General features: G+C 72.8%; 18 protein-coding genes. 4 read left to right on the plus strand and 14 right to left on the minus strand.

The genetic code is table 11. The annotated features are described in order from the left end of the window. Positions 1-52: 52 nt before the first annotated feature. Positions 53-493: a hypothetical protein gene (locus tag PH190_RS27295; protein ID WP_274234683.1), complete on the plus strand. Its 441-nt coding sequence runs from the start codon at positions 53-55 to the stop codon at positions 491-493. Here PH190_RS27295 and mobF read toward each other — a convergent pair. The 11 genes from mobF to PH190_RS27350 form a co-directional block, all read right to left on the minus strand. Then, on the minus strand, positions 478-4,935 hold the full coding sequence (gene mobF, locus PH190_RS27300) for a MobF family relaxase (protein WP_274234684.1): 4,458 nt from the start codon (positions 4,933-4,935) through the stop codon (positions 478-480). The genes PH190_RS27295 and mobF overlap by 16 nt on opposite strands. A 301-nt stretch (positions 4,936-5,236) precedes the next feature. Beyond that, on the minus strand, positions 5,237-6,100 hold the full coding sequence (locus tag PH190_RS27305) for a hypothetical protein (protein ID WP_274234685.1): 864 nt from the start codon (positions 6,098-6,100) through the stop codon (positions 5,237-5,239). Between the two features lie 5 nt (positions 6,101-6,105). Then, positions 6,106-6,462 (minus strand): hypothetical protein, encoded by a 357-nt coding sequence (locus PH190_RS27310; RefSeq protein ID WP_274234686.1) that lies wholly within the window; start codon positions 6,460-6,462, stop codon positions 6,106-6,108. Continuing rightward, positions 6,459-7,184 (minus strand): hypothetical protein, encoded by a 726-nt coding sequence (locus PH190_RS27315; protein ID WP_274234687.1) that lies wholly within the window; start codon positions 7,182-7,184, stop codon positions 6,459-6,461. Before PH190_RS27315 ends, PH190_RS27310 begins: the two co-directional genes overlap by 4 nt. Continuing rightward, positions 7,181-8,635, minus strand: a complete 1,455-nt coding sequence (locus tag PH190_RS27320; RefSeq protein WP_274234688.1) for a hypothetical protein — start codon at positions 8,633-8,635, stop codon at positions 7,181-7,183. Before PH190_RS27320 ends, PH190_RS27315 begins: the two co-directional genes overlap by 4 nt. Positions 8,636-8,795: 160 nt before the next feature. Then, on the minus strand, positions 8,796-10,700 hold the full coding sequence (locus tag PH190_RS27325) for a type IV secretory system conjugative DNA transfer family protein (RefSeq protein WP_274234689.1): 1,905 nt from the start codon (positions 10,698-10,700) through the stop codon (positions 8,796-8,798). Then, positions 10,700-11,017, minus strand: coding sequence for a hypothetical protein (locus tag PH190_RS27330; protein WP_274234690.1), 318 nt, complete (start codon positions 11,015-11,017; stop codon positions 10,700-10,702). Before PH190_RS27330 ends, PH190_RS27325 begins: the two co-directional genes overlap by 1 nt. Positions 11,018-11,033: 16 nt before the next feature. Then, entirely contained in the window at positions 11,034-11,579 is a 546-nt protein-coding gene (locus PH190_RS27335) for a hypothetical protein (RefSeq protein WP_274234691.1), read from the minus strand. Continuing rightward, on the minus strand, positions 11,576-11,998 hold the full coding sequence (locus PH190_RS27340; protein WP_274234692.1) for a WhiB family transcriptional regulator: 423 nt from the start codon (positions 11,996-11,998) through the stop codon (positions 11,576-11,578). The genes PH190_RS27335 and PH190_RS27340 overlap by 4 nt, the downstream gene beginning before the upstream one ends. Beyond that, on the minus strand, positions 11,995-12,234 hold the full coding sequence (locus PH190_RS27345) for a hypothetical protein (RefSeq protein WP_116709536.1): 240 nt from the start codon (positions 12,232-12,234) through the stop codon (positions 11,995-11,997). The genes PH190_RS27340 and PH190_RS27345 overlap by 4 nt, the downstream gene beginning before the upstream one ends. After that, positions 12,234-12,518 carry a hypothetical protein gene (locus PH190_RS27350; RefSeq protein WP_274234693.1) on the minus strand — a complete coding sequence of 95 codons (285 nt, stop codon included), beginning with the start codon at positions 12,516-12,518 and terminating at the stop codon, positions 12,234-12,236. Before PH190_RS27350 ends, PH190_RS27345 begins: the two co-directional genes overlap by 1 nt. Positions 12,519-12,716: 198 nt before the next feature. Here PH190_RS27350 and PH190_RS27355 point away from each other — a divergent pair, with 198 nt between their 5' ends. Genes PH190_RS27355 through PH190_RS27365 form a run of 3 tightly spaced genes read left to right on the plus strand, consistent with a single transcriptional unit; the run spans position 12,717 to position 15,325 of the window. Further along, positions 12,717-13,781 carry a hypothetical protein gene (locus tag PH190_RS27355; RefSeq protein WP_274234694.1) on the plus strand — a complete coding sequence of 355 codons (1,065 nt, stop codon included), beginning with the start codon at positions 12,717-12,719 and terminating at the stop codon, positions 13,779-13,781. Then, positions 13,768-14,919 carry a hypothetical protein gene (locus tag PH190_RS27360; protein WP_274234695.1) on the plus strand — a complete coding sequence of 384 codons (1,152 nt, stop codon included), beginning with the start codon at positions 13,768-13,770 and terminating at the stop codon, positions 14,917-14,919. Before PH190_RS27355 ends, PH190_RS27360 begins: the two co-directional genes overlap by 14 nt. Beyond that, positions 14,858-15,325 (plus strand): gamma-glutamylcyclotransferase family protein, encoded by a 468-nt coding sequence (locus PH190_RS27365; protein ID WP_274234696.1) that lies wholly within the window; start codon positions 14,858-14,860, stop codon positions 15,323-15,325. The genes PH190_RS27360 and PH190_RS27365 overlap by 62 nt, the downstream gene beginning before the upstream one ends. 260 nt (positions 15,326-15,585) lie before the next feature. Here the strand turns inward: PH190_RS27365 and PH190_RS27370 are convergent, their stop codons facing one another. The 3 genes from PH190_RS27370 to PH190_RS27380 all read right to left on the minus strand — a co-directional run bounded on the left by PH190_RS27370 (position 15,586) and on the right by PH190_RS27380 (position 18,425). Further along, positions 15,586-16,530 (minus strand): hypothetical protein, encoded by a 945-nt coding sequence (locus PH190_RS27370; RefSeq protein WP_274234697.1) that lies wholly within the window; start codon positions 16,528-16,530, stop codon positions 15,586-15,588. A gap of 309 nt (positions 16,531-16,839) precedes the next feature. Further along, positions 16,840-17,085, minus strand: coding sequence for a hypothetical protein (locus tag PH190_RS27375; RefSeq protein WP_274234698.1), 246 nt, complete (start codon positions 17,083-17,085; stop codon positions 16,840-16,842). 104 nt (positions 17,086-17,189) lie between these two features. After that, positions 17,190-18,425 (minus strand): sigma-70 family RNA polymerase sigma factor, encoded by a 1,236-nt coding sequence (locus PH190_RS27380; protein WP_274234699.1) that lies wholly within the window; start codon positions 18,423-18,425, stop codon positions 17,190-17,192. Positions 18,426-18,543: the final 118 nt, after the last annotated feature.

Raw genomic sequence — 18,543 nt, forward strand, 5'->3', positions numbered from 1 at the left:
CCAGATGTGCAGGGTTCTCGCTCCTGCCGCTGTGTAGTGTCATCCTCGACGGGTGGACGTCACGCAGTCGGACATCAGCGGCATCCCAGCCGCCAATGTTCGCGTGTCTCAACGGTCCTTCGTTGCGCTATGGCGGGCGGCCAATGCCCTTGACGCGGAGGCGGGTAAGCAGGCGTCTACCGACTGGTATGCAGGGGCGGTCGCGCTGACTTGCCGATGGCTTGCGACTGCGCCCGCGCGGACGGTGCGCGGTGGCGGTCTGGTACGCGCACCAGCAACGCGGCGACGGGTGCTGGCCTACGAGGAGCTGATCGAGGAGGAATACCTCGCGGCGCAAAGCCTCGAGCAAAGGCGACCTGACCTCGCTGCTCGGCCCGGCTGGTGCGAGGGAGTGCGCGCGACTCTCCGGTGGGCTTGGCGCGCAGAGGGCCCTCCTCCGCTCGAGCTGCCGGCGACCGTCGAGTTCGACGCCCTCGATCACACCTCGGCCTGATCGAACGCGTCGGCATCCTCGTCCTCGGCGCGCTCATCAGTACCCGTCTCGACGACGTGGTCGTCGGTCTCGTCGCGCGTCTGCCAATTCGCGAGCTGGTCGGCACGGTGCTGCTCTTCCTCTCGTGCGTCCATCTCCTCACGAGATCGAATTTCGGCGAGGGCGCGGTTGGCGCGTTCGATGGCGGCTGAGGACTCGTCGGCGGTCGGGACGCGGACGTTGTCTTCGGCAACCTGCGGCGGCTCCGCCTCAGCGGTCTCGCGGATGTCGGGCTCAGGCGGGGCGATGGCTCCCCGCTCCTCATCCGCGACCCTCTCGTCGTCGAGGACCTCGCCAGCCTCGGACTGCCGCCGTTCAGCCTGATCATTGACCTCGGCGTCGATGTCAGCGGGTCGGTCTGTGACATCGGCATCGGTCACTTCGCGGTGGGCCTCCTCGTCCACGATGGCCTGACGGTGCGCGGCGAGCCACTCCTGCGCGGTGACCTCAGGCTCGGGAGCGACGTCGTCGGCGTGGCGGGCAGCGAGCTCGGCCTTCGCGCGTTCGGCGGCCGCTCGCGTTCCGGCGGTGTGCGCGAGCCAGCGAGACCGTGCGTCGTCGAGCTCAGCGAGCTCGCCGGCGCGGGCCATGAGCGTGCCTGCCAGCGCCGTCGTCGCCTCAGCGGCCTCGTGCACGCGCTCGCGTTCGGTTTCGTCAGCGGCGGCTTGCGCCTCGCCGCGGCGGAGCTCGGCGTCCTGGCGGGCGCGCTCGGCGGCTTGGTGCGTGCCGGCGAGCTCGTTGGCGACGTAGCGCGGCGCCCAGGCCGCTTCGCGTTCGTGTGCCCGGACTCGGACCCGGAGCTGCCCGTCGGAGAGCTCGAGCTCCTCGCGATCGATGTCGGGGCGGCCGAGCGCCTGCCAAGCCGCGCGGTAGGAGGCATACGCCTCGACCTTGCCGGGTGCGGGCGCGGGACCGAGGGCGTCGTCGGGATCGTCGTAGCCCTGCAGCTCGCGCCAGTTGGCGACGGTGCCGGCCGCGTCGAGCCACTCCTCTCGTTCCTGCGCCTGGTCCGGCATGAGACCGAGCGCTTCGGTCAACCAGGGCGGGGGTGCCTCGGCCAGTTGCTCGGCGAGCTCACCCGCCCGTTGGTCGGCGGCGTCGGCGAGGGTCTCGAGGTAGCGGTCCCAGTCGGCGCGGCCGGTCGCAGGGCTCCATTCGCGCCAGGTCGTGCCCTGCGGGTCGAAGGTGTGGGCGTCGCGGATGCGGGCGTGGATGACGTTGGTCAGTTTGCGGGCCCCGTCAAGATGCCGGTCGGTGACCGCTTCACGCAGAACCCGCTCGGCGTCCTGGCCGGCGATCTCAGCGCGGCGCAGGACGCGGGTGAGCGAGGCGGCGCCGTCCTCGGCGGCGAGCCGGCTGCGGTCGTCGCCGGTGATGACGCCTTCGGCGGCGAGGCGGTCGAGCCATCGCCCGGTGCGCTCGGTGGCGGCGAGGGCGGCGGCGTCGGCGAACAGCTCGCCGGCGGTGCGGGTCGTGGCGGCGTCGATGGCGGATTCAGTGGCGATGGCCAGCGCGGAGCGGGCGTCGACCCCGTCGTCCTTGGCCATGAGCGCGGCAAGCACGGCGACGGGGTCGCGGTGCAGGGAGTGGTCGGCAACCAGGCCGCGGGCGGGATCGGTGGGCCCGGTGATGGTGGTGACGTGGGCGGTGTTGGCGTCGCGGCCGCGGGTGAGGCCGACGTAGGCGGCGGCGCGGCTGGTGGCCGGGGTGGCGACGAGGTGGCTGGTGTCGACGGTGGCGCCCTGGGCGGAGTGGACGGTGCCGGCGTAGGCGAGGGAGAGGTCGGCGGCGACGTACTCGGCCGGGAGCACGATCTGCTGCCGGGTCGCTGCCTTCCCGTCGGGGGTGTCGGCGGTGGTGGGGGTGACGGTGAGGGAGCCGTCGTCGCCGATGGCGGTGACGCGGTAGGTCTCGCGGTTGATCGGGCCGCGCTGGTTGCCGGCGTGGCCGGTGAGTTCCCAGCCGTTGCGGCGGGCGGCGACGAGGTCGCCGATGCCGGCGTAGGTGCCGTCGCGCCCGAGTAGGGCGCCGTGTTCGGCGACGCGTTCGAGGCGGACGAGCTCGGCGCGTAGGGCGGCGTTGAGCCGGTTGGCCTGGTCGTTGGTGTCGACGACGAGGATCGAGCGGCGCCCGGCGAGGGTGTCGGCGAGCCAGGCGCGGGAGGCGGATGCTTCGGCGGCCTCGAGGGTGCCTGCGTCGAGGAGTCGGCCGTGGCGGTGGTAGTCGCGCAGGACGGTCTCGTCGCCGTCGCGCAGCCGCAGGGAGGCGGGGCCTTCCCAGTCGTGGCGGAAGCGGCGGGCTTCGGCGAGCTCGTAGCGGGTGCCGGTCTGCGCGACGAGGTCCATGGCGCCGCCGGCGCCGACGGCGGCGAGCTGGCGGTGGTCGCCGACGAGCAGCAGCTTCGCGCCGGCGGCCTCGGCGCGGGCGTGGATGGCGGCCAGCGCGGCGGTGTCGGTCATCGCGGACTCGTCGACCACGACGAGGTCCCCGGCGCGCAGGACCCACGGGGCGTCGGCGGGGTGGGGCTGATCGGCGTGGTCGAGTCGGTCCTGGGTCGTGAGCCAGCGGGCGACGTTGCGGGCGGTGAGGCCTTCGTCGGTGAGGATGTCGGTGGCGGCCTGGCTGGTGGCCAGCCCGAACACCCGTCCGGCGCCAGTCCCGCGTAGGTCGGGGTCGGACCAGCCGCGGGCGATCATGCCGACGATGAAGCTCTTGCCGGTGCCGGCCGGGCCGACGAGGGTCTCGACTCTCGCTCCGGAGGTGAGTACCCCGCGGATCGCGCCTTCCTGGTCGGCGCCGAGGTCGACGCCCTGGTCCTGGAGGAGGGACAGGAAGCGGTCGGCGACGAATCGCGGTGCGGCGGCAGCGTCACCGCGCCGGCCGGCGGCGAGGATGGCGCGCTCGGTGTGCACGTGGTCGGGCGTGGCGTAGAGCCGGACGCCGGGGGCTTGGTAGGCCGAGGAGCCGTCGGCCAGGCGCAGCTCGTCGGGCAGCGCGTCGGCACCGGGCCGTGCGGCGTCGAGCGGTGTGGCGAGGGCGATGCCCTTGTCGGTGAGCCGGTCGAGCAGGGTGGTGACGTCGTCGCCGTCGGCAACGCCGAGAGTGTCGGGCAGGGCGTCGTTGATCGCTCGGGTGAGGTCGGCGCGGGTCCACCCGGCCTTCTTGGCCTGCACCTCGGCCAGCGCGGTCTCGAGTACCGCTGTCGGCGACCACGACTGCGCCGCCGACGGGTTGTCGTGGCGGGCGGCGAGGACGTCCTCGGCGACGTCGCGCAGCCCGCCGGCGACCTCGTCGCGTAGCTGGCGGTCGATGCGGTCGAGCAGCTGCTCGCGGGTCTCGCCCTCGTGGGACTTCGCGCGCCGGGTGGCCATGGTGGCCTGGCGGGAGATCCGGTCACGCTCGAGGCCGTTGGCCTCGCGGCCGTGGCGGGCCTCGAACTCGGCGATCAGCTCGGCGGCCTTCGCGGTGACCGCGCGCCGGCGGGAGGAGAGCAGGTCGGTGGCGGTCTCGTCGACGCCGATGACCTCGCGGGCCTTGCCGTCGGGACGCATCGCCAATCGGACCCCGAGGGTCTGGGTGAGCCGTTCCTCGGTGGTGCGCTCCCCGACCGCGGCGGCGGCCGGGCGGAAGCGGTAGATGCTGCGCCCGTCGAGGGTGCGCCACTGCCCGTCCGGGCCCTCGACGCGGTTGAGGATCGGGTTGTGGATGTGCAGTTGCGGGTCGTGGTCGCGGGAGTCGTGCTGGAAGAACGACGTGACGACCCAGTCGTGGGCGTCGACGTAGCGACCCGCCGCTCCGCCGTGGTGCCCGACGCGGGCGTAGCCGGCGCGCTCGGCGAGGTAGGACAGGGCGGCGTTGTTGCCAGCCCAGATGGCGTCCTCGACGGCCTGGCGGTACTCGCCCCATGCCGCGGCAGCCTCGTCGTCACCCACGCTTCGGGCGGCGACCTCCTGGGCCTCGAACGCGGTGTGCAGCACCGTCACCGACTTCTGAACGCTGAACGTCGCGTCCAGGAAGGCCACGTTGTGCCGCGCCTGCTTGCCGGCCTCGACACGTAGTTCAGCGCGGCGTTCAGCCGAGGCGTCCGGCTCGCGTTCAAGCGCCGCGGCGTACAACTCGTCCTCAGTGGCATACCGGCGCCCGCGGTGACCGAGGGTCGGGACCTCGTCCCACCGCTGCGGGTCGCGGAAGGCCTCGTGACGGGGATCGAGGAAGTGCTCGTAGACCGCGCGCATGTCCTGCGGGTCGACCAGCCCGGTCAGGCCGAGCTTCTCCGCGCCGCTCCCCCACCAGCGGCCCGGTGGCTCGCCGTCGGTGACCGCGCCGGTGTAGTAGTTCTCGCGGCCGGCCGCGACCTCGTTGAGGAGGTAGTCCGGCGAGTAGCCGGACGCGACGCTCAGCATCTGGACGACCAGCTCAAGGTGGACTCTGGCCCGAGTCGAAGATCAAGAAAACTCGCGGACGCGTCAGAGCGGTTTCCGGGCCGGCCGGAGGCCGGCCCGTGCCCAGGGATCGTGATGCATAGGTGTGCGGCTCTTGATCTTTCCCTTGATCTTTTCGTCCTTCGGTCCTGTTGCTCGTGTCTGGTCGTCTGTTCGGCGTAGTGATCGGTGTCGGGAAGTGATCGTGCTCTTGGCTCTTGCTCTTCTGCTGGTCGGTGGGTCTGGTCGGTGCTGCTGGTCGTGGTGATCGGCGCTTCGGTGGTCATGGGTGGGCCTCGTCGGTGGTGTCGGGGTCGGTGTTGTTGATCAGGTGCAGGGGCATCGGTCGGTCCCGGAGCGCCTTGAGCGCGGCGGCGGCGGTGCCGCGGGAGACGCCGGCGGCGATCTCGAGCTCGGTGACGGTGGGCCAGGCGCCGTGGCGCTGGGCGTGCCGCGACGCGGCCGCCTCGGCGCGGTCGCGCGCCGGTGACGGCGCGGCACGGGGCGTCGAGGCGCTCGTCGGAGCGCGGCCGGCGCCCTCCGGCTCGGCGTCCTCGGCCTCCCCATCTCCTGGCGGGTGAACGGTGCCGGGGAGCGCGTCGGGTTGTACGAGGGGCGGAGTGAACAGGGGCCGTTGAACGCCGTGGTGCTGAACGGACACCACGTCGAACGCTGGGTCCCGCGGCGGCGGGGGCTGAACGGCGTGATCGGGGTGCGCGGTCGCGAGCAGGTAGAGCAGGTGCGCGACGACCGCCGCCGCGATCGCCGGCCAGGCGCCGACCCCGAACCGCAGCGCCGGCGCGACCTCGACCGCCGGCCCGCCGGCGAGGTAGGCGGCCTGGGCGAGGCCAGAGAGCCCGGCCGCCGTGACGACGACCGACCACGCGTAGCGGGCCGCGCCGTCGCGCAGACGGGCGGTGGCGCTGTAGGCCACCAGGGCGAGCCCGTCGGTGATCAGCGGGTAGAGCCAGGCGATCCCGGCCGGCACCCGCGCCGCTACGGCGACCTCGAACAATCCGTGGGCGGTGGCGATGGCCGCGCCGAGCGCAACTGCCAGACCTGGGAGCCAGAGCAGCGCGTACCTCGCGCCCCCTCGGGGCGCCTGGATATCGACGTCGCCCACGGGCTCGGTCTGATTCTCGGCCACCGCGATCACTCCGCGTCGGCGTCGCCGGCAGCGTGCGCAGCTTCGCAGTCGTCGCCTTGCCAGCGGGCGAGTTGCTCGCGGCGGGCCTGGTCCTGGAGGGCGCCGTCCTGGTGGGCGGCCCCGCGGTGCGCGTCCCGGACCCCGACGGGCCGCCTCACGGGGTCGCGCGCTGCCTCGCGGTCGAGCTCGGCGACCGCGGCGCGGAGGTCGTCGAGAGAGCCGCAGAAGCAGTGGAACTGGTCCGGCGCGATCGCATTCATGTGCGCGAAGTAGATGTCGCTGAGCCGGTCCCACTCGGCGCGCTCGGCGGCTTCGCGTGCGCGCCGCTCCGCGCGACTCTCGGACTGGTCGGCAGCGGTCATCGCGACCATCCCTCGCGGCCGCCGGTGCCGTTCATGGCCGTGCTGATGCCGGCCCCGTTCGGCCGGTTGGGGTCCTCGGCCGCTGGCTCCGGGGGCGCGTCATCCCGCGCGGCGGCCCACCACCAGGCGATCGATGTCGCCGCGTCGGCTCCGGAAACCGGCGTGGCGCCGAGCGGGGCGCTGTTCCACCCGGGCCGGGTCTGGTGCCGTTCCCGCGAGCACGACGCAACCGAGGTCCTGAGCCGACGTACGACACCGGGGCGCTGGCGGTCGTGCCAGTCCCCGGCCAGCTGCACCGACGCACCCCGGCCCTCGTAGGCCGCGCGCCAGGCGTGGGAGAGCCAGAGCAGCTCCTCGATCACGTCGGGATGCCAGAGCCAGCACTCGGGCAACACCGCGGCCCCGTCGGGGTAGCGCAGGAAGACCGCGTACAGCCACCGGCACAGCTCGTCGAGCATCGCCGCGAGGGCTTCGGAGTCGGTCGGGGCGGCCAGCCACGACGGCGCCACGGTCGGGCCCGGGCGCGCAGGGACGGCGGACACGGCGTCGGCGAGCTGGGCGACGGTGCGCGCCAGGTCATCGACCCGCGTCGGCGTCCCGACCAGGGCCTCCAGGCCGCGACGCAGCCCGTCCACCTCACGGGCGAGGCCGGCGAGGGCCTCGACCCGGGCGAACTCGTCGCCCTCGGTCCCGCCGGGCTGTCCCGGTGGGCGGCGGGTCACCGGGTCCACCCCGGCTCGCCGTCACCGTCGCCCCGCGTGTCCAGCTGCACGTCAGTGGCGCGGTGATCGTCGTCGTGCCAGCGGATCAGCTGTTCGCGGCGCTCACCCTCAACGCTCGCTTCCCGAGCGGCGATCGTGGCCCGCAGGTCCTCGACGCGCTGGCGCAACCGCTCGGGGTCGTCAGGTTGCGCCGCGTCGTCCGCGGTAACGGGGTCATCAGCACCGGCAGCCTTGGTGGTTACCGCACCGGTCGACGACCCGCCGCTCCTGCTGTCGTCGGAGCCTCCCTCGTCGGCAACGTGCTCGCGGACGCGGCGGTCCTCGCCGTGCCAGTCCTGCACCGATTCGCGGTCCGGCTCCTCCCGGCCGATGCGAGGTAGGTCGTCGAGGGCGTCGCGCTCGGGCAGCGGGGCGAGCTCGGCGAGGGCCTCGAGGCGTCGGTGCTGCGCCCACGCGTAGGGGTCGTTGTCGTGGGCCCAGTCGGAGTGGATCGCACGCTCGCGAGCGGCGTCGAGGGCGTCGTCGACCTCGGTGCCCGGCGGCAGCGGCCAGCCCGGTGCGGGCGGGGTGTTCTCCTCGAGCCACGTGGTGCGCGCCGCGGCTTCGGCGTCCGAGGCGGGCTCGCGCCAGTCCGGGTCGCCGTAGTCCGCGGCCGGGTTGAACGGCGAGGTCTCGTCGGGCCGGCTGTCGAGGTAGGTCTCGTGCTCCTCCGCGGTCCACCGCGCCGGCGGTGTCGCTTGGCCGGTGCGGGCCTGCTCGCCCAGCGTCGCGCGCTCGTCGGCGGTCAGCGGGCGGACCCCGCCGGGCGCGGTCAGGTCGACCAGGACGAACCCGTCGCGCTCGGCGATCGCGGAGGAGGCCTCTGCGTCGACTGCGCCCGGGTCCTTCGCAGCGGGTCGTCCGTCGAGGCGGACGACCTGCCCGGTGTCCGGATCGGTGTAGACGTCGGTGTCCGGGTCGTAGCCCAGGACATCCAGCCCCGCGGCCTGGGCCAGGCTCTGCGCGCGGTCCGCGCGCTCCCCCACCGTCAGCTCGCCGCCAGCACCGCGCGCGGCGGCGGTCCTCGGGACGCGGTCGGCGGCGAGGTCGAGGGCGTGTTCGCTGGGCGGCAGCGCGGTGTCGAGCTGCTGGCGCCAGGTGGCCGCCTCGGCGGCCAGCGCGTGGTCGTAGTCCTCGCGGACCAGACCGATATAGCCGGCCACCTGCGCAGGCACGCTGACCGGAGGATGCCCGGCGGCGCGACGCTCGGCCTCGTCCCACGCAGCGTCGAGGTCGCGCAGCGCCGCGGCCTGGTCGGCAGGGCTGCCGGTGTGGGCGATCTCGTCGCAGTAGGCGGCCCGTGCGATGAGCTCGCGGTCGGTAAGTTGCTCGGGTGGCAGGGTCGGGTCCGGCGTCGGCCATGCTGGGTCGGCCTCGACGGTGCGGGTCTGATCGTCGGTGGGCTCGCTCATCAAGGATTCCTGTACGAGTGCGGCGCACTCGACGCGGTCGAGGCCGTGCTGGGGCTCGTCCGCATCGAGGCGGTAGCGGTCGTGGTCGAACTCGGGGCACGCCGTCAACGCGGCTGCCTCCGCGCGCTCGACCTGCTGGGCGGAGGCAGGTCGGGAGTGGTCATCGCAACCACGTCCGATCACCGCCGTGCTCGTGGTCGTGCTCGCCGAGCACGGGAGGGGCGACGGGCTCGACATCGATCACCAATGGCGGCCCGTCCTGCGATCGCGCAGGGGGCGCAGAGCTCGTGGTCCGCCGGCAGGCGTTCACCAGCCGACGCCACCAGGCGCCGGTGCCGGCGGTGCGACGCCGCGGGGCGGCGACCCGACGCCGCAGGGCGGCGAGTCCGACGTCTGCCCACGCGCGGGTGCAATGCCAACGGCCGCGCCACCCGGTCGCGACCTGCTGGCGCTGGGCGCGCACGTCGCTGCGGGTCCAGGCCATGCGGGCCCGCCCGATCACCGGGGCAATGCCGCGGCGATAGACCACGACCTTCCCCGCGGGCAGGTTCGCGATCTGCGCTGGCGCGATCACCGGCACCTTGCGCACCGTCCGAGAGGCGACCCGGCCGCGCATGTCTGTGGTGGTGATCCGCTCGTCGCGCTCCCCGGCGAGGGTGGACCAGAAGTGCAGGTCGGCCTGGTCGCGGGTGCCGCCGAACAGCAACACGGAGCCGGTGTTGTTCAGGATGGTGGCGGTCTTGTGCTCGCCGTAGCGCGCGAGCAGCTGGGCGCGGGACTGGAACGGGGCGATGATCGTGACCCCGCGCCCGCCCATGTCCGCGGTCCAGTTCTCCAACGGCACCGGCGAGATCAGCGCCGCCTCGTCCAGCGCCAGCAGCAACGGCGGGTCCAACCGCCCCGAGGGCCTGGCCACGGCGAGCCGGCGGGCCTCGCGGGCGATGTGCCCGGTCAGCGCGCACACCAGCGGTCCCGTGTCGGCCTCCTCCGCGCCGAGCAGGAACACCGTCGCCCGGGACCGGAGCAGCTCCTCCACGTCGAAGGGCTGATCCGTGGGCGCCGCGGCGGCTGCGGCGTCGGGATGGTTCAGCCACGCCAGCGCCGGCATGATCGAGTTGGTGATCGAGGTCCGGGTGCGGTCGTTGGTCTCGACGAACTGCTCGGCGGCCTTCTCGAACGACTCCACCTGAGACCTGCGCAGCAACGCCGGCACCTCCCGCGAGGCACGCGCGTTGTCCGCGACCCACCCGAGCACGTCGCGCATCGACCCGCCCCTGAGCGCCGCGGCGTGCAGCAGCGCCGCCAGCACCCGCCGTGCCTGAGCGTCCCACCGCTCCGCATCCCCCGAACTCGCCCGCGAGGTCGCGGAGACCATGTCGGTGGCCCGCTCCATCGCGGTCACCGGGTCGGTGCAGCCGGTCAGCGGGTCGAAGCTGATCGTCGAGCGCGACCCGCCGAGCCCGACCGGGTTGAACACGAACACCGGCCCCCGCGTCCGCTGCCGGATCGGGGCGCACAGCTCGAGCAGGTCGGTCCGCGTGGAGGTGACGACAGCGGCGCCGGGGGCGTCGAGGACGCGGCCGGCGAGCCAGCCGGTCTTGCCGGTCCGTGGGCCGCCGAACACCAGGGTCACGTCCTCGATCGAGGACCACACCCGCTGCAACCCGACCCGGCACAGCTCCACCCCCACCGCCGAGGTCGGCGTCGCCCACCCCTCACGGCGCACCAACGAACCGAGCGAGGGGCGCACCGTGCTTGCACGGCGGCGGGTCGCGACCGTGCCGGCGTGGCGGGCGATGTCGATCGTGGAGGCCACCCCGGCGCGACGCCGGGAGCGCGCCGACCACCGGGTGACCGTGGCGCGGGAGCGCGACCAGCGATGCCACACGACCAGCGCGAGCACGGAAATCCCGACCAGCAGCGCCGGCCACGACAGCGCCTGCAGCAGAGTCGTCGCCGGTAGCGCCGCCAGCGCCCCGCACACCATCGCCGGCCGGATCGCCCCGCGCGTCAACGACACCGCTGTCGCCGCGACCAGCAGCACCAAGATCACGAACGTGCCCATCACCGTGACCACCCGCCGTGGCCGGACGGGGCGCGATCAGCCCCGTCGGCGAGCCGGTAGCCACCGTCGCGATGGCCGAGCTGGAAGCGCACGCCGTCGCCGAGCATCCGCCGTGCCCACCCCTGGGCTGCCTCGTCGGTCATCACCTCGTCGGTGCGACCGACCAGCACCGCGTCGACGAACAGCGCCCACGTCACCGGCCCGCCGGCCGGGACCTCCCCGAACGGCAGCCCAAGCATCGTGGCCGCGACGTCGGCACGGACCAGCTCCGTGCCCAGCAGCAGCGGCGCGGTCTGCCCCAGGGCTGCGGTGGGCACCGACGTCCTGCGACCTCTACTCCTCGACATCGGACCCTCCCTCCGTCTCGCGGCGCCACGCCTGCAGGGCGGCGGCCCGTCGGGCGCAGCCATCGACGTGGCCGGTCTCGCGGTCGTCCGGGTGTGAGGCGAACGGGCCGGTGTCACGCACACGCCCTCGGCAGGTCGTGCACGTCCACACCGCCGACCCAGCACAGCCGGGCTCGCGGGACGGCGCGGGCGGGCGGTGCTCGACCAGCCACTCCCACGCCGCCTCAGCGCGCGTCCCGCCCTCGAGGGCGGCGGGCAGCTCCAACGCCTCGCCGACGTCGTCCCAGGTACGACCGGCACCCCGGGCGCGCAGCGCCCACTCCCGCAGCTGGCCCGCGGCGACGTCGGACACCAGGCGCCCCGCGCGCACCCCGGCCAGCGGGTCGTCCAGCGCCGGACGTGACAGCTCGTGGAACCCCTCGATGGGCTCCCGGTGCTCGATCGCGTCGAACGCGGTCACCGCCACTCCGCGCACGAGCTCGCGGGTCCTCCACGCCGCCTGCTCACGCCGGCTCACCTCGAGCGCGCTCATCGGGCACCTCCCTCGGCTCCGGTCTGCTGATCACGGCGCAGTCGGGACGCCCAGCGCTCGACAGTCCGCACGCTGACGCCGAACAAACGCGCCACCTCGGGATGCGGCCGGCCGGCCTCGAGGAGCGCGCGCCACCGCGGAGCGCCCAGGCCGGTCGCGGGGCGCAGGTGGCGGCGTTCCTGCTCGGTCAATCCGCCGGCGATCCCGTACGGCATGCGACGCAGCGCTTCGGCGAGACAGCTCGACCGCACGGGACAGCGACGACAGACCGCCTTGGCCGCCATGACCTGGGCCTGGTAGGCCGAGCCCAGCGACGCCACGGGGAAGAAGAGCTCAGGATCCTCGCCGCGACAGGCCGCCCAGGCTCGCCAGTTCTCGCGTGCTGCCCCCGCATCGGTGCCGGGCTTGGAGGGGTTCATCGCGGCCCTCCCTCGGCATCGGCGTCCTGCGTGCCCGAGAGGGCCGGGGTGGTGGCCTGGTCGACCGTCGACATGAGCGTGGAGATCGCTCCGGGCAGGCTCTGTCCGGCGGGAGTGCCGATGAAGAGCACCAGGGCGACCAGCGAGAACACGACGGCGCCGGCGGCGGAGCGGGTCTTGGCGCAGATGAAGGCGCCGAGGATCGCGAAGAGGATCAGAAGGCCGACGCTGGGCATCACGCGCCTCCCAGCATCTGGTTGGCGGGGTGCGCCATCGCGGACGCGGCGTCGGACCCGGCCGCCCACGCCTCGGCGATAGCCCGGTTCACGTACCAGCGGTTACCGATACGACGGGCCGGGAGGACGTGAGGGATGAGCCGCCGAATGCGTTGGCAATTCGTGCTGGCCGAACCGTTCTTCCCCACCTCACCGAACCAGAGCCGCGCCACCTCCTCCACGGTGATGAGTAGTCCGCTGTCGCCGCGCTCGATGACCTCGGGCGCTTTCTTGCGCTCTTCCATGTCCGCTCCCGCTCTCACGTCCCTCGTGCTGCGGCCCTGACGGCCACCACCCGTTGACGTGCTGAACGGTGCTGTGACGAGGCGTCGCGTTGCGACGCCTCAGATGTCGCATCTCCGCCGTGAGCGTCTCGCGACGTTGCGTCCGTGTCTCGTTTCGTCGTACAATTGACGCTTCCGGGAACGAGTTGGGGAGTCGGAATGGCCGATCCCGTTGTCCTGCGCGACCTACTTCGCGAGAAGCACTGGCAGAAGTACCAGACGTTTCTCCGCGAGTACGACAAAGCCGCGGCGAGCATCGACAGCTCGCTGGTGGGCACGGCGCCGAGTCGTGCGCAGCTGCACCGTTGGCAGTGCGGTGAACTGAAGGGCCTGCCGCATCCTCAGCACTGCGAGGTCCTCGAGGCGATGTTCCCGGGTCGCAAGGCGGCCGAGATGTTCGTCCCCGCTCAGCGCAGTGCCGCGCCCAGCACCGCCGACCTCGTGGCCGCCGTCGGGGACGGCCTCGAGGGCGTGGCCCCGGTTCCTTCGGCGTGGTCGACGCCCCTCCGGCCAGTGCCCGAGTCCTCCGGTTCGCTGCCGGTCAACACGCTTCGAGGTCCCGCCCACGACCAGGCTGAATCCCTGGCGAGAGCGCTCCAGCTCCTGGGCAAGCGTCGGCGCATCCCCGACGAGGAGATCGCGGAGCTGGCACTCCTCGCCGGCCACCTCGTCGACCTGGAGATGGAGTGCACCATCGACATCGAGCCCGACGGGTGGTCCTCGGTCACCTACCGGTTCGAGCTCCTCAACCTGACGAACGCACCGGTCAAGCGCCTCCTCCGGGAGCAGTGGTTCGAGAACACCGACGGAGTCCGCATCGAACCGCATCCCGACGGTGAGCGACGGGTCTCGATCCAACGGCTGCACGACATCGGCAACATGACGAAGTTCGCCTGCGTACTCTCGCCTCCGATCGAACCGGGCGGTATCGGAACGGTGTCATACACCTCCCGCGGGGGCCGCTTCGTCCACGACCACTTTTGGCAACAGTTCACTCCGCGGAACACCCGGCACCTCACGCTGACGATTCGTCACCGCGGCGTAGATATGCTGGTGGGCTGCACCGCCGTAGAAGACCAGCCGGATGGCGCGCAGGTCTCCGCCATCGATGACCTGTTCTGCGTCGAGGACGACGAGGGCGCACTCATCACACTGACGCGCGATTATCTCCAGCCCGGCCAATCGGTGACTATTCGTTGGGAGGTGGCGCGTGGCGGATCGTGATCGCCTGGAACGCCTCGTTCGCGGGTGGCACGACCTCGAGAAGAAGGTCGGCTCGAGCGCGGTCATCGACTTCGACTGCGCGCCTGATGTCGTCGGGGACGTCGTCCAGGACAGGTTCGAGGTCCTCGACCGGTTCCTCGCGTTGCGATCCGAGGCGGACGACTGCGACGACGTGAGTTCCGTGCTGGACGCCCACCTCGCCTACCTTCGAGCGCTGCTCGGTGAACGCCTCGACTTGGCCGAGTACATCGAGCTCACTCAGGGCGCGCCCACCACAGGCTGGGCGCCCGCCTACGTCGCCGAGGTCGGCGAGCAAGCGCGCCGCGCTCTCGCGGACGTCGACGTCGCATGGGACGACCAGACGCGCACTGCGTTCGACGCCTTGAGCCCCAACTTGCCGGCGGAGGACGCCGGCGACGTCATCCGCGATTACGCGCGCGAGTACGAGGCGCAGGTCAGGAGCCTGACGGGAGCGGAGACCACCTTCGAGCTCGACGTGGAGACGGTGGAGGTCGACGCGTACTGGTCCTACTGGCTGGACGGCGAGGGCCGACGAGCTCGGCTGCGGATCAACCGGCGCAACGCGTCCTTCACCCAGGTCGACGCCTACCGCTTCGCGCTCCACGAGGTGCTGGGGCACGCGTTGCAGTACGCCAACCTCACCGACGTCTCCGAGCACGCGGAAACGCCCTGGCCCCGGCAGCTCGCCATCCACTGTCCGCACCAGGTCCTCTTCGAGGGCCTGGCGCAGGTCCTTCCTCTCGCGGCGAGCCCGGACGACCCCCTCGTGCGGGCGCGGACCCGGCTCGACCACTACGTGCAGCTCGTCAACGCCGAGCTCCACCTCATGGTCCACGCCGGCGCCAGCGCGTCGGCCTGCCGTGACCACGCGCTGTCGAGGTTGCCGTTCTGGCGACCGGCCGACGTTGCATCCGCCCTTCGCGACCGGTCGCTCGATCCACAGCTGCGCTCCTACCTCTGGGCGTACCCGGCCGGCATCGACTGGTTCCTCAACGTGCACGATCACGGCGGTAGCCTCCTCGCGGAGGTTCTGCATGCCGGTTACCAGCGACCGCTTGTCCCGCGCGACCTCGAGCAGCTCTGGCCCGCCGGACCGCGGATCGGCGGGAACGCCTGACCTGTTCGTCTACGGCACGCTCGCACTCGACGACGTGGTGCGGACGTTGATCGACCGTGTTCCGGCGAGCGAGCAGACGAGCGCTCCCGGGTGGCGGGCGGCGCGGCTGCCGGACCTGCCGTACCCGGGTCTCGTCCGCGATTCTGAGGCCGAAGCGACAGGTCGGGTGTACACCGACCTCAGCGAGACCGAGTGGAGCGTCCTCGACGCCTTTGAAGACCCGACGTACTCCGTCGAAGTCGTGCGCCTGAGGTCGGGACGGTCGAGCCTTGCCTACGTCTGGCCCGACGAGGTGCTGGCCGACAGCTGGACGACGGGCTCGCTCGAGGGCGCCGACATGCAGGCATACCTCGAGCGTTGCTCCCGTTGGCGCGCCGGCTGGGAGACCCGCAGCGGAAGTGGCTGAGCGCCGCCTCACCCGCTCGCGCGACATGCCGGTGTCGTCTCCCCGTCGATGTCGGTGGTGCTTCCTACCGTTCTTCCGTGCCCGAGGACTCGCCGCAGGAGGACAACGCCCGCCCGCTGACCGTGCTCGAGCGGCTCGTGCGAGCCGGCAATCGAGGAGGAACGGGCGCGCACCTGGATCCACTCGCGCGGTGCTCGGGTCGATGGCGAGCCCGTGACCGATGTCGACTACCCGGCCGAGCCTCCCCGCCGCGTCGTCCTCTACCCCGCGTGACTCCTGAAGTCCTCTCGGCCTCCACGCAGCTCAGCGGTCGAAGCTGACGCCAGCTGTTCGAGGAAGCGGTCGAGACCGACGCGGTCGTAGAGGTCCTTGGCGTCCTCTCCGGGCTCGCCGACGAGCACGCGGGCGTGGGGCAGGGCGGCGACGAGGCGGTCGAGGCAGGCGAGCCCGGGGTCGTCGTGGTCGGGGACGATGACGACGTCGGTGCCCTCGAGGACCCGGGTGAGGGTCTCGACGGGTGGGCTGCCGGCACCCCCGGCCCAGGTGGTCGCGTAGACGCCGTGCAGGGCGTCGCAGGAGGACTCGCTCTCGCAGAGCACGACACTCTCGCCGGCGGCCGCGGCCATGCGGACCTCGTCCTCACGGTAGAGGGGCAGATCGACTTCACGCGTGCCGAGCAGGCCCGGGACCCACTCCCCTCGCGCGTTCCGCGACTCCCACCGCATGGTCTTGGAGCCGTCGGCTCGGCGCATCCGTTGCTTGGCGTGGTCGGGGCCGTAGAGGTGCCAGGCCTCGTGGCGGTAGCTGGCCGTATCCGAGTGGGCAGCGGCCCTGAGCTCCGGCCACTCCCGGCGCAGCCTGCGGAGGTGGACATAGCGGCTGGGGGTGATGCGTGGCGGCCGTCGCAGGTGGTTGGGGCGAAGCCCGAGGGCGCGCAGGACAGCGGTGACCGAGCAGCCGGCGTGGCAGTGGAGCCACGCGCCCCGACCGTCGTCCCGACGACCGATCGCCAGGGCGGCGGAGTGCAGCCCGGTGTGGCTGTGGGCAGGGCACTGCCACTTGCGGCCGGTACGGCGACAACCCATCTCGGCGAGCACCTGACCTAGCCACTCGTCGGGCGAGGACGTCGGCATGCCGGGAACAGTGCGTTGGACGGGCAGTTGGGACGTCGGGCTCGTCGTGGTGCGGGCCTCGGTGTCGGTCATGAGGTTCTCCTCGGACGTCTCGGAAAGGTTCCCTCTCGAGCGGTCTCGACGCGCGGGCGTGGAGTCGGGGCTCGGGTGATGGGTGGGGGCGTGCTGTCTGCCTTCACCGCCCAGCGGGCGCGCCTCGGGCTGCGGAGGCTCGCGGTCCAGGGGCCGGACGCAGTCCGGTCGCGCAGCGACGCGCAGCGCCCTTGACCGCGAGGGCGGCCCGATCAAGCTCCCCCGGGCCCCGACAGGGTTCAGGGCAGCGCCGCGCAGCGGCTCCGCCGTCGGCCGGAGGGCCGCTCGGCCCGGGCGGCCTTGAGCCCCTCAACTGACACCGACCTGACCGCGGACGAACTCGGCGACGGCGAGCGCCTCGAACGCGGCGGCCGCGGTCGAGTCCCAGGGGGCCAGATCGGCGAGCTCCTCGCCGGCGACGCGGTCGCCATCGAGGGCGGCGGCGAAGAGTCGCTCGACGTAGCCGCGTGGCGGCCCTGTCGTGTCGTTCGTCGAGTGGCGATAGGTGCTGGTCGGCGGGCTGAGGTTGGGTGGGAGCTCGTGGTCGTGACGCATACCGGTTGGAAGGTCGGGGCCGGTCCCGGGTTCCCGGGTCGCCTGGACCTGTGGACGGGGACCTGCGGAGCGGCGCCCTCGTCGCAAGGGCGCCACCCGGAGGTTCAGAGCGGGAACCGCAAACCCCTCGCAGCGGCCGCCGCACCCATGGCGGCGCGGGCGCGGGCCCGGCGGGACTTGAGGGTGCCCTCGGCGACCTCGAGGCGAGAGGCGGCCGCCCCGATGTCGAGGCCCTGCAGGTCGACGAGTTCGACGGCGGCGCGTTGCGCGGGAGTCAGCACCGCCAACAGATCGTCGAGGACCGCGCTCGCATCCAGCTGTTCGATTGTTCCGAGGGCATCAGAAGGACCGTCAAGAGAGCGCCGAATCTCGGTGGCGACCTGTGCCGGGTCGCCGAACAGCTCAGCCGGGCGGGACCGGGCCCGACGGGTCGAGTCGAGGGCTGCGTTGTGCGCGATGCGGTAGAGCCAGGTGCCGACGGCGGCATCCCCGCGGAAGGTGTCGGCCTTCGTCGCCACCTTGATCCAGGCGTTCTGCACCGCGTCGTCGACCTCCCCGCGCGCACCCAGAACCCGACGGGCCGCGCCGACCATGACGTCGTGGTATCGGGTCGCCAACACCGCCAGCGCGCCACGGTCGCCGTGCTCGGCGTAGGCGGTCAACAGCTCGCGGTCCTCCCGCTCGTCGTCGGCGGACGCAGCGACGCATCCGGTCGTGGGCGTCGTTGCCTTCGCCCCGCTGGCCAGGTCGCGCGGCTGGCTCGTCGCCTCGGCGTGCACCGCCCCCGGCTGGCTCGGCTCCGGCGTGCTCCGCCGCGGCGCGGGGTCCACATCGTCAGGACGGAGGAGCGGCGCGGGAGGCGCGGTTGGTGAGGTGAGAAGTCGCGCGCAGTGGGTCCAGACCTCGGCGAGTCGGCGGGCGGCCACGCGATCGCAGCCCTGCCAGAGCACCGGTCCGACGCGGACCCAGACGTGGGCGGGAACGATCTGGCCGCTGATCTCGCGGCGGGGCTGGTAGCCGACGGAGCTGGCGGCCGGGGTGCCGTACCGAAGGAGCAGGGTGGGCGGGTACGTGCCGGGCTCGATGCCCAGCCAGGTCAAAGACGCGGTCCAGGCGAGGTGCTGGCGCTCGGCCAGGGCCAGGGCATCGGTGAAGCCTCGCGCGATCCCGGCAGCCGCCTCGCCACTGGTGACGTAGGTCAGCGTGTCCCCCGCGCGGACTCCGACCTGCTGTGACGGCGTCCCGTAGTGGTGGGCGAAGGCCTCGGTGGTGAGCTGTCCGGCCACGCGGGTGGTGACCGAGCGGATGACCGAGGTGTGCGAGCTGGGGTCGACGAACATGCGAGCCTCCCGGGCCAGGGCCGGGGCTGGTAGGCCCCGGGGCGGTGGGCGGAGGCGCTTGCTGCCTCCACCGCCCGAAGGGCGCCGAGCGGGCCGTCGAGGCTCGCGGTCACTGATA

The organism is Actinomycetospora straminea (assembly GCF_028737255.1).
GTDB lineage: Bacteria > Actinomycetota > Actinomycetes > Mycobacteriales > Pseudonocardiaceae > Actinomycetospora > Actinomycetospora straminea.

Bases quoted from the DNA above. Each gene is read 5' to 3' on its own strand.
- PH190_RS27355 (WP_274234694.1), top strand. From the start codon at position 12,717: ATGGCCGATCCCGTTGTCCTGCGCGACCTACTTCGCGAGAAGCACTGG.
- PH190_RS27340 (WP_274234692.1), bottom strand. From the start codon at position 11,998: ATGAACCCCTCCAAGCCCGGCACCGATGCGGGGGCAGCACGCGAGAAC.
- mobF (WP_274234684.1), bottom strand. From the start codon at position 4,935: ATGCTGAGCGTCGCGTCCGGCTACTCGCCGGACTACCTCCTCAACGAG.
- PH190_RS27380 (WP_274234699.1), bottom strand. From the start codon at position 18,425: ATGTTCGTCGACCCCAGCTCGCACACCTCGGTCATCCGCTCGGTCACC.
- PH190_RS27370 (WP_274234697.1), bottom strand. From the start codon at position 16,530: ATGACCGACACCGAGGCCCGCACCACGACGAGCCCGACGTCCCAACTG.
- PH190_RS27310 (WP_274234686.1), bottom strand. From the start codon at position 6,462: ATGACCGCTGCCGACCAGTCCGAGAGTCGCGCGGAGCGGCGCGCACGC.
- PH190_RS27345 (WP_116709536.1), bottom strand. From the start codon at position 12,234: ATGCCCAGCGTCGGCCTTCTGATCCTCTTCGCGATCCTCGGCGCCTTC.
- PH190_RS27325 (WP_274234689.1), bottom strand. From the start codon at position 10,700: ATGGGCACGTTCGTGATCTTGGTGCTGCTGGTCGCGGCGACAGCGGTG.
- PH190_RS27350 (WP_274234693.1), bottom strand. From the start codon at position 12,518: ATGGAAGAGCGCAAGAAAGCGCCCGAGGTCATCGAGCGCGGCGACAGC.
- PH190_RS27335 (WP_274234691.1), bottom strand. From the start codon at position 11,579: ATGAGCGCGCTCGAGGTGAGCCGGCGTGAGCAGGCGGCGTGGAGGACC.
- PH190_RS27320 (WP_274234688.1), bottom strand. From the start codon at position 8,635: ATGAGCGAGCCCACCGACGATCAGACCCGCACCGTCGAGGCCGACCCA.
- PH190_RS27375 (WP_274234698.1), bottom strand. From the start codon at position 17,085: ATGCGTCACGACCACGAGCTCCCACCCAACCTCAGCCCGCCGACCAGC.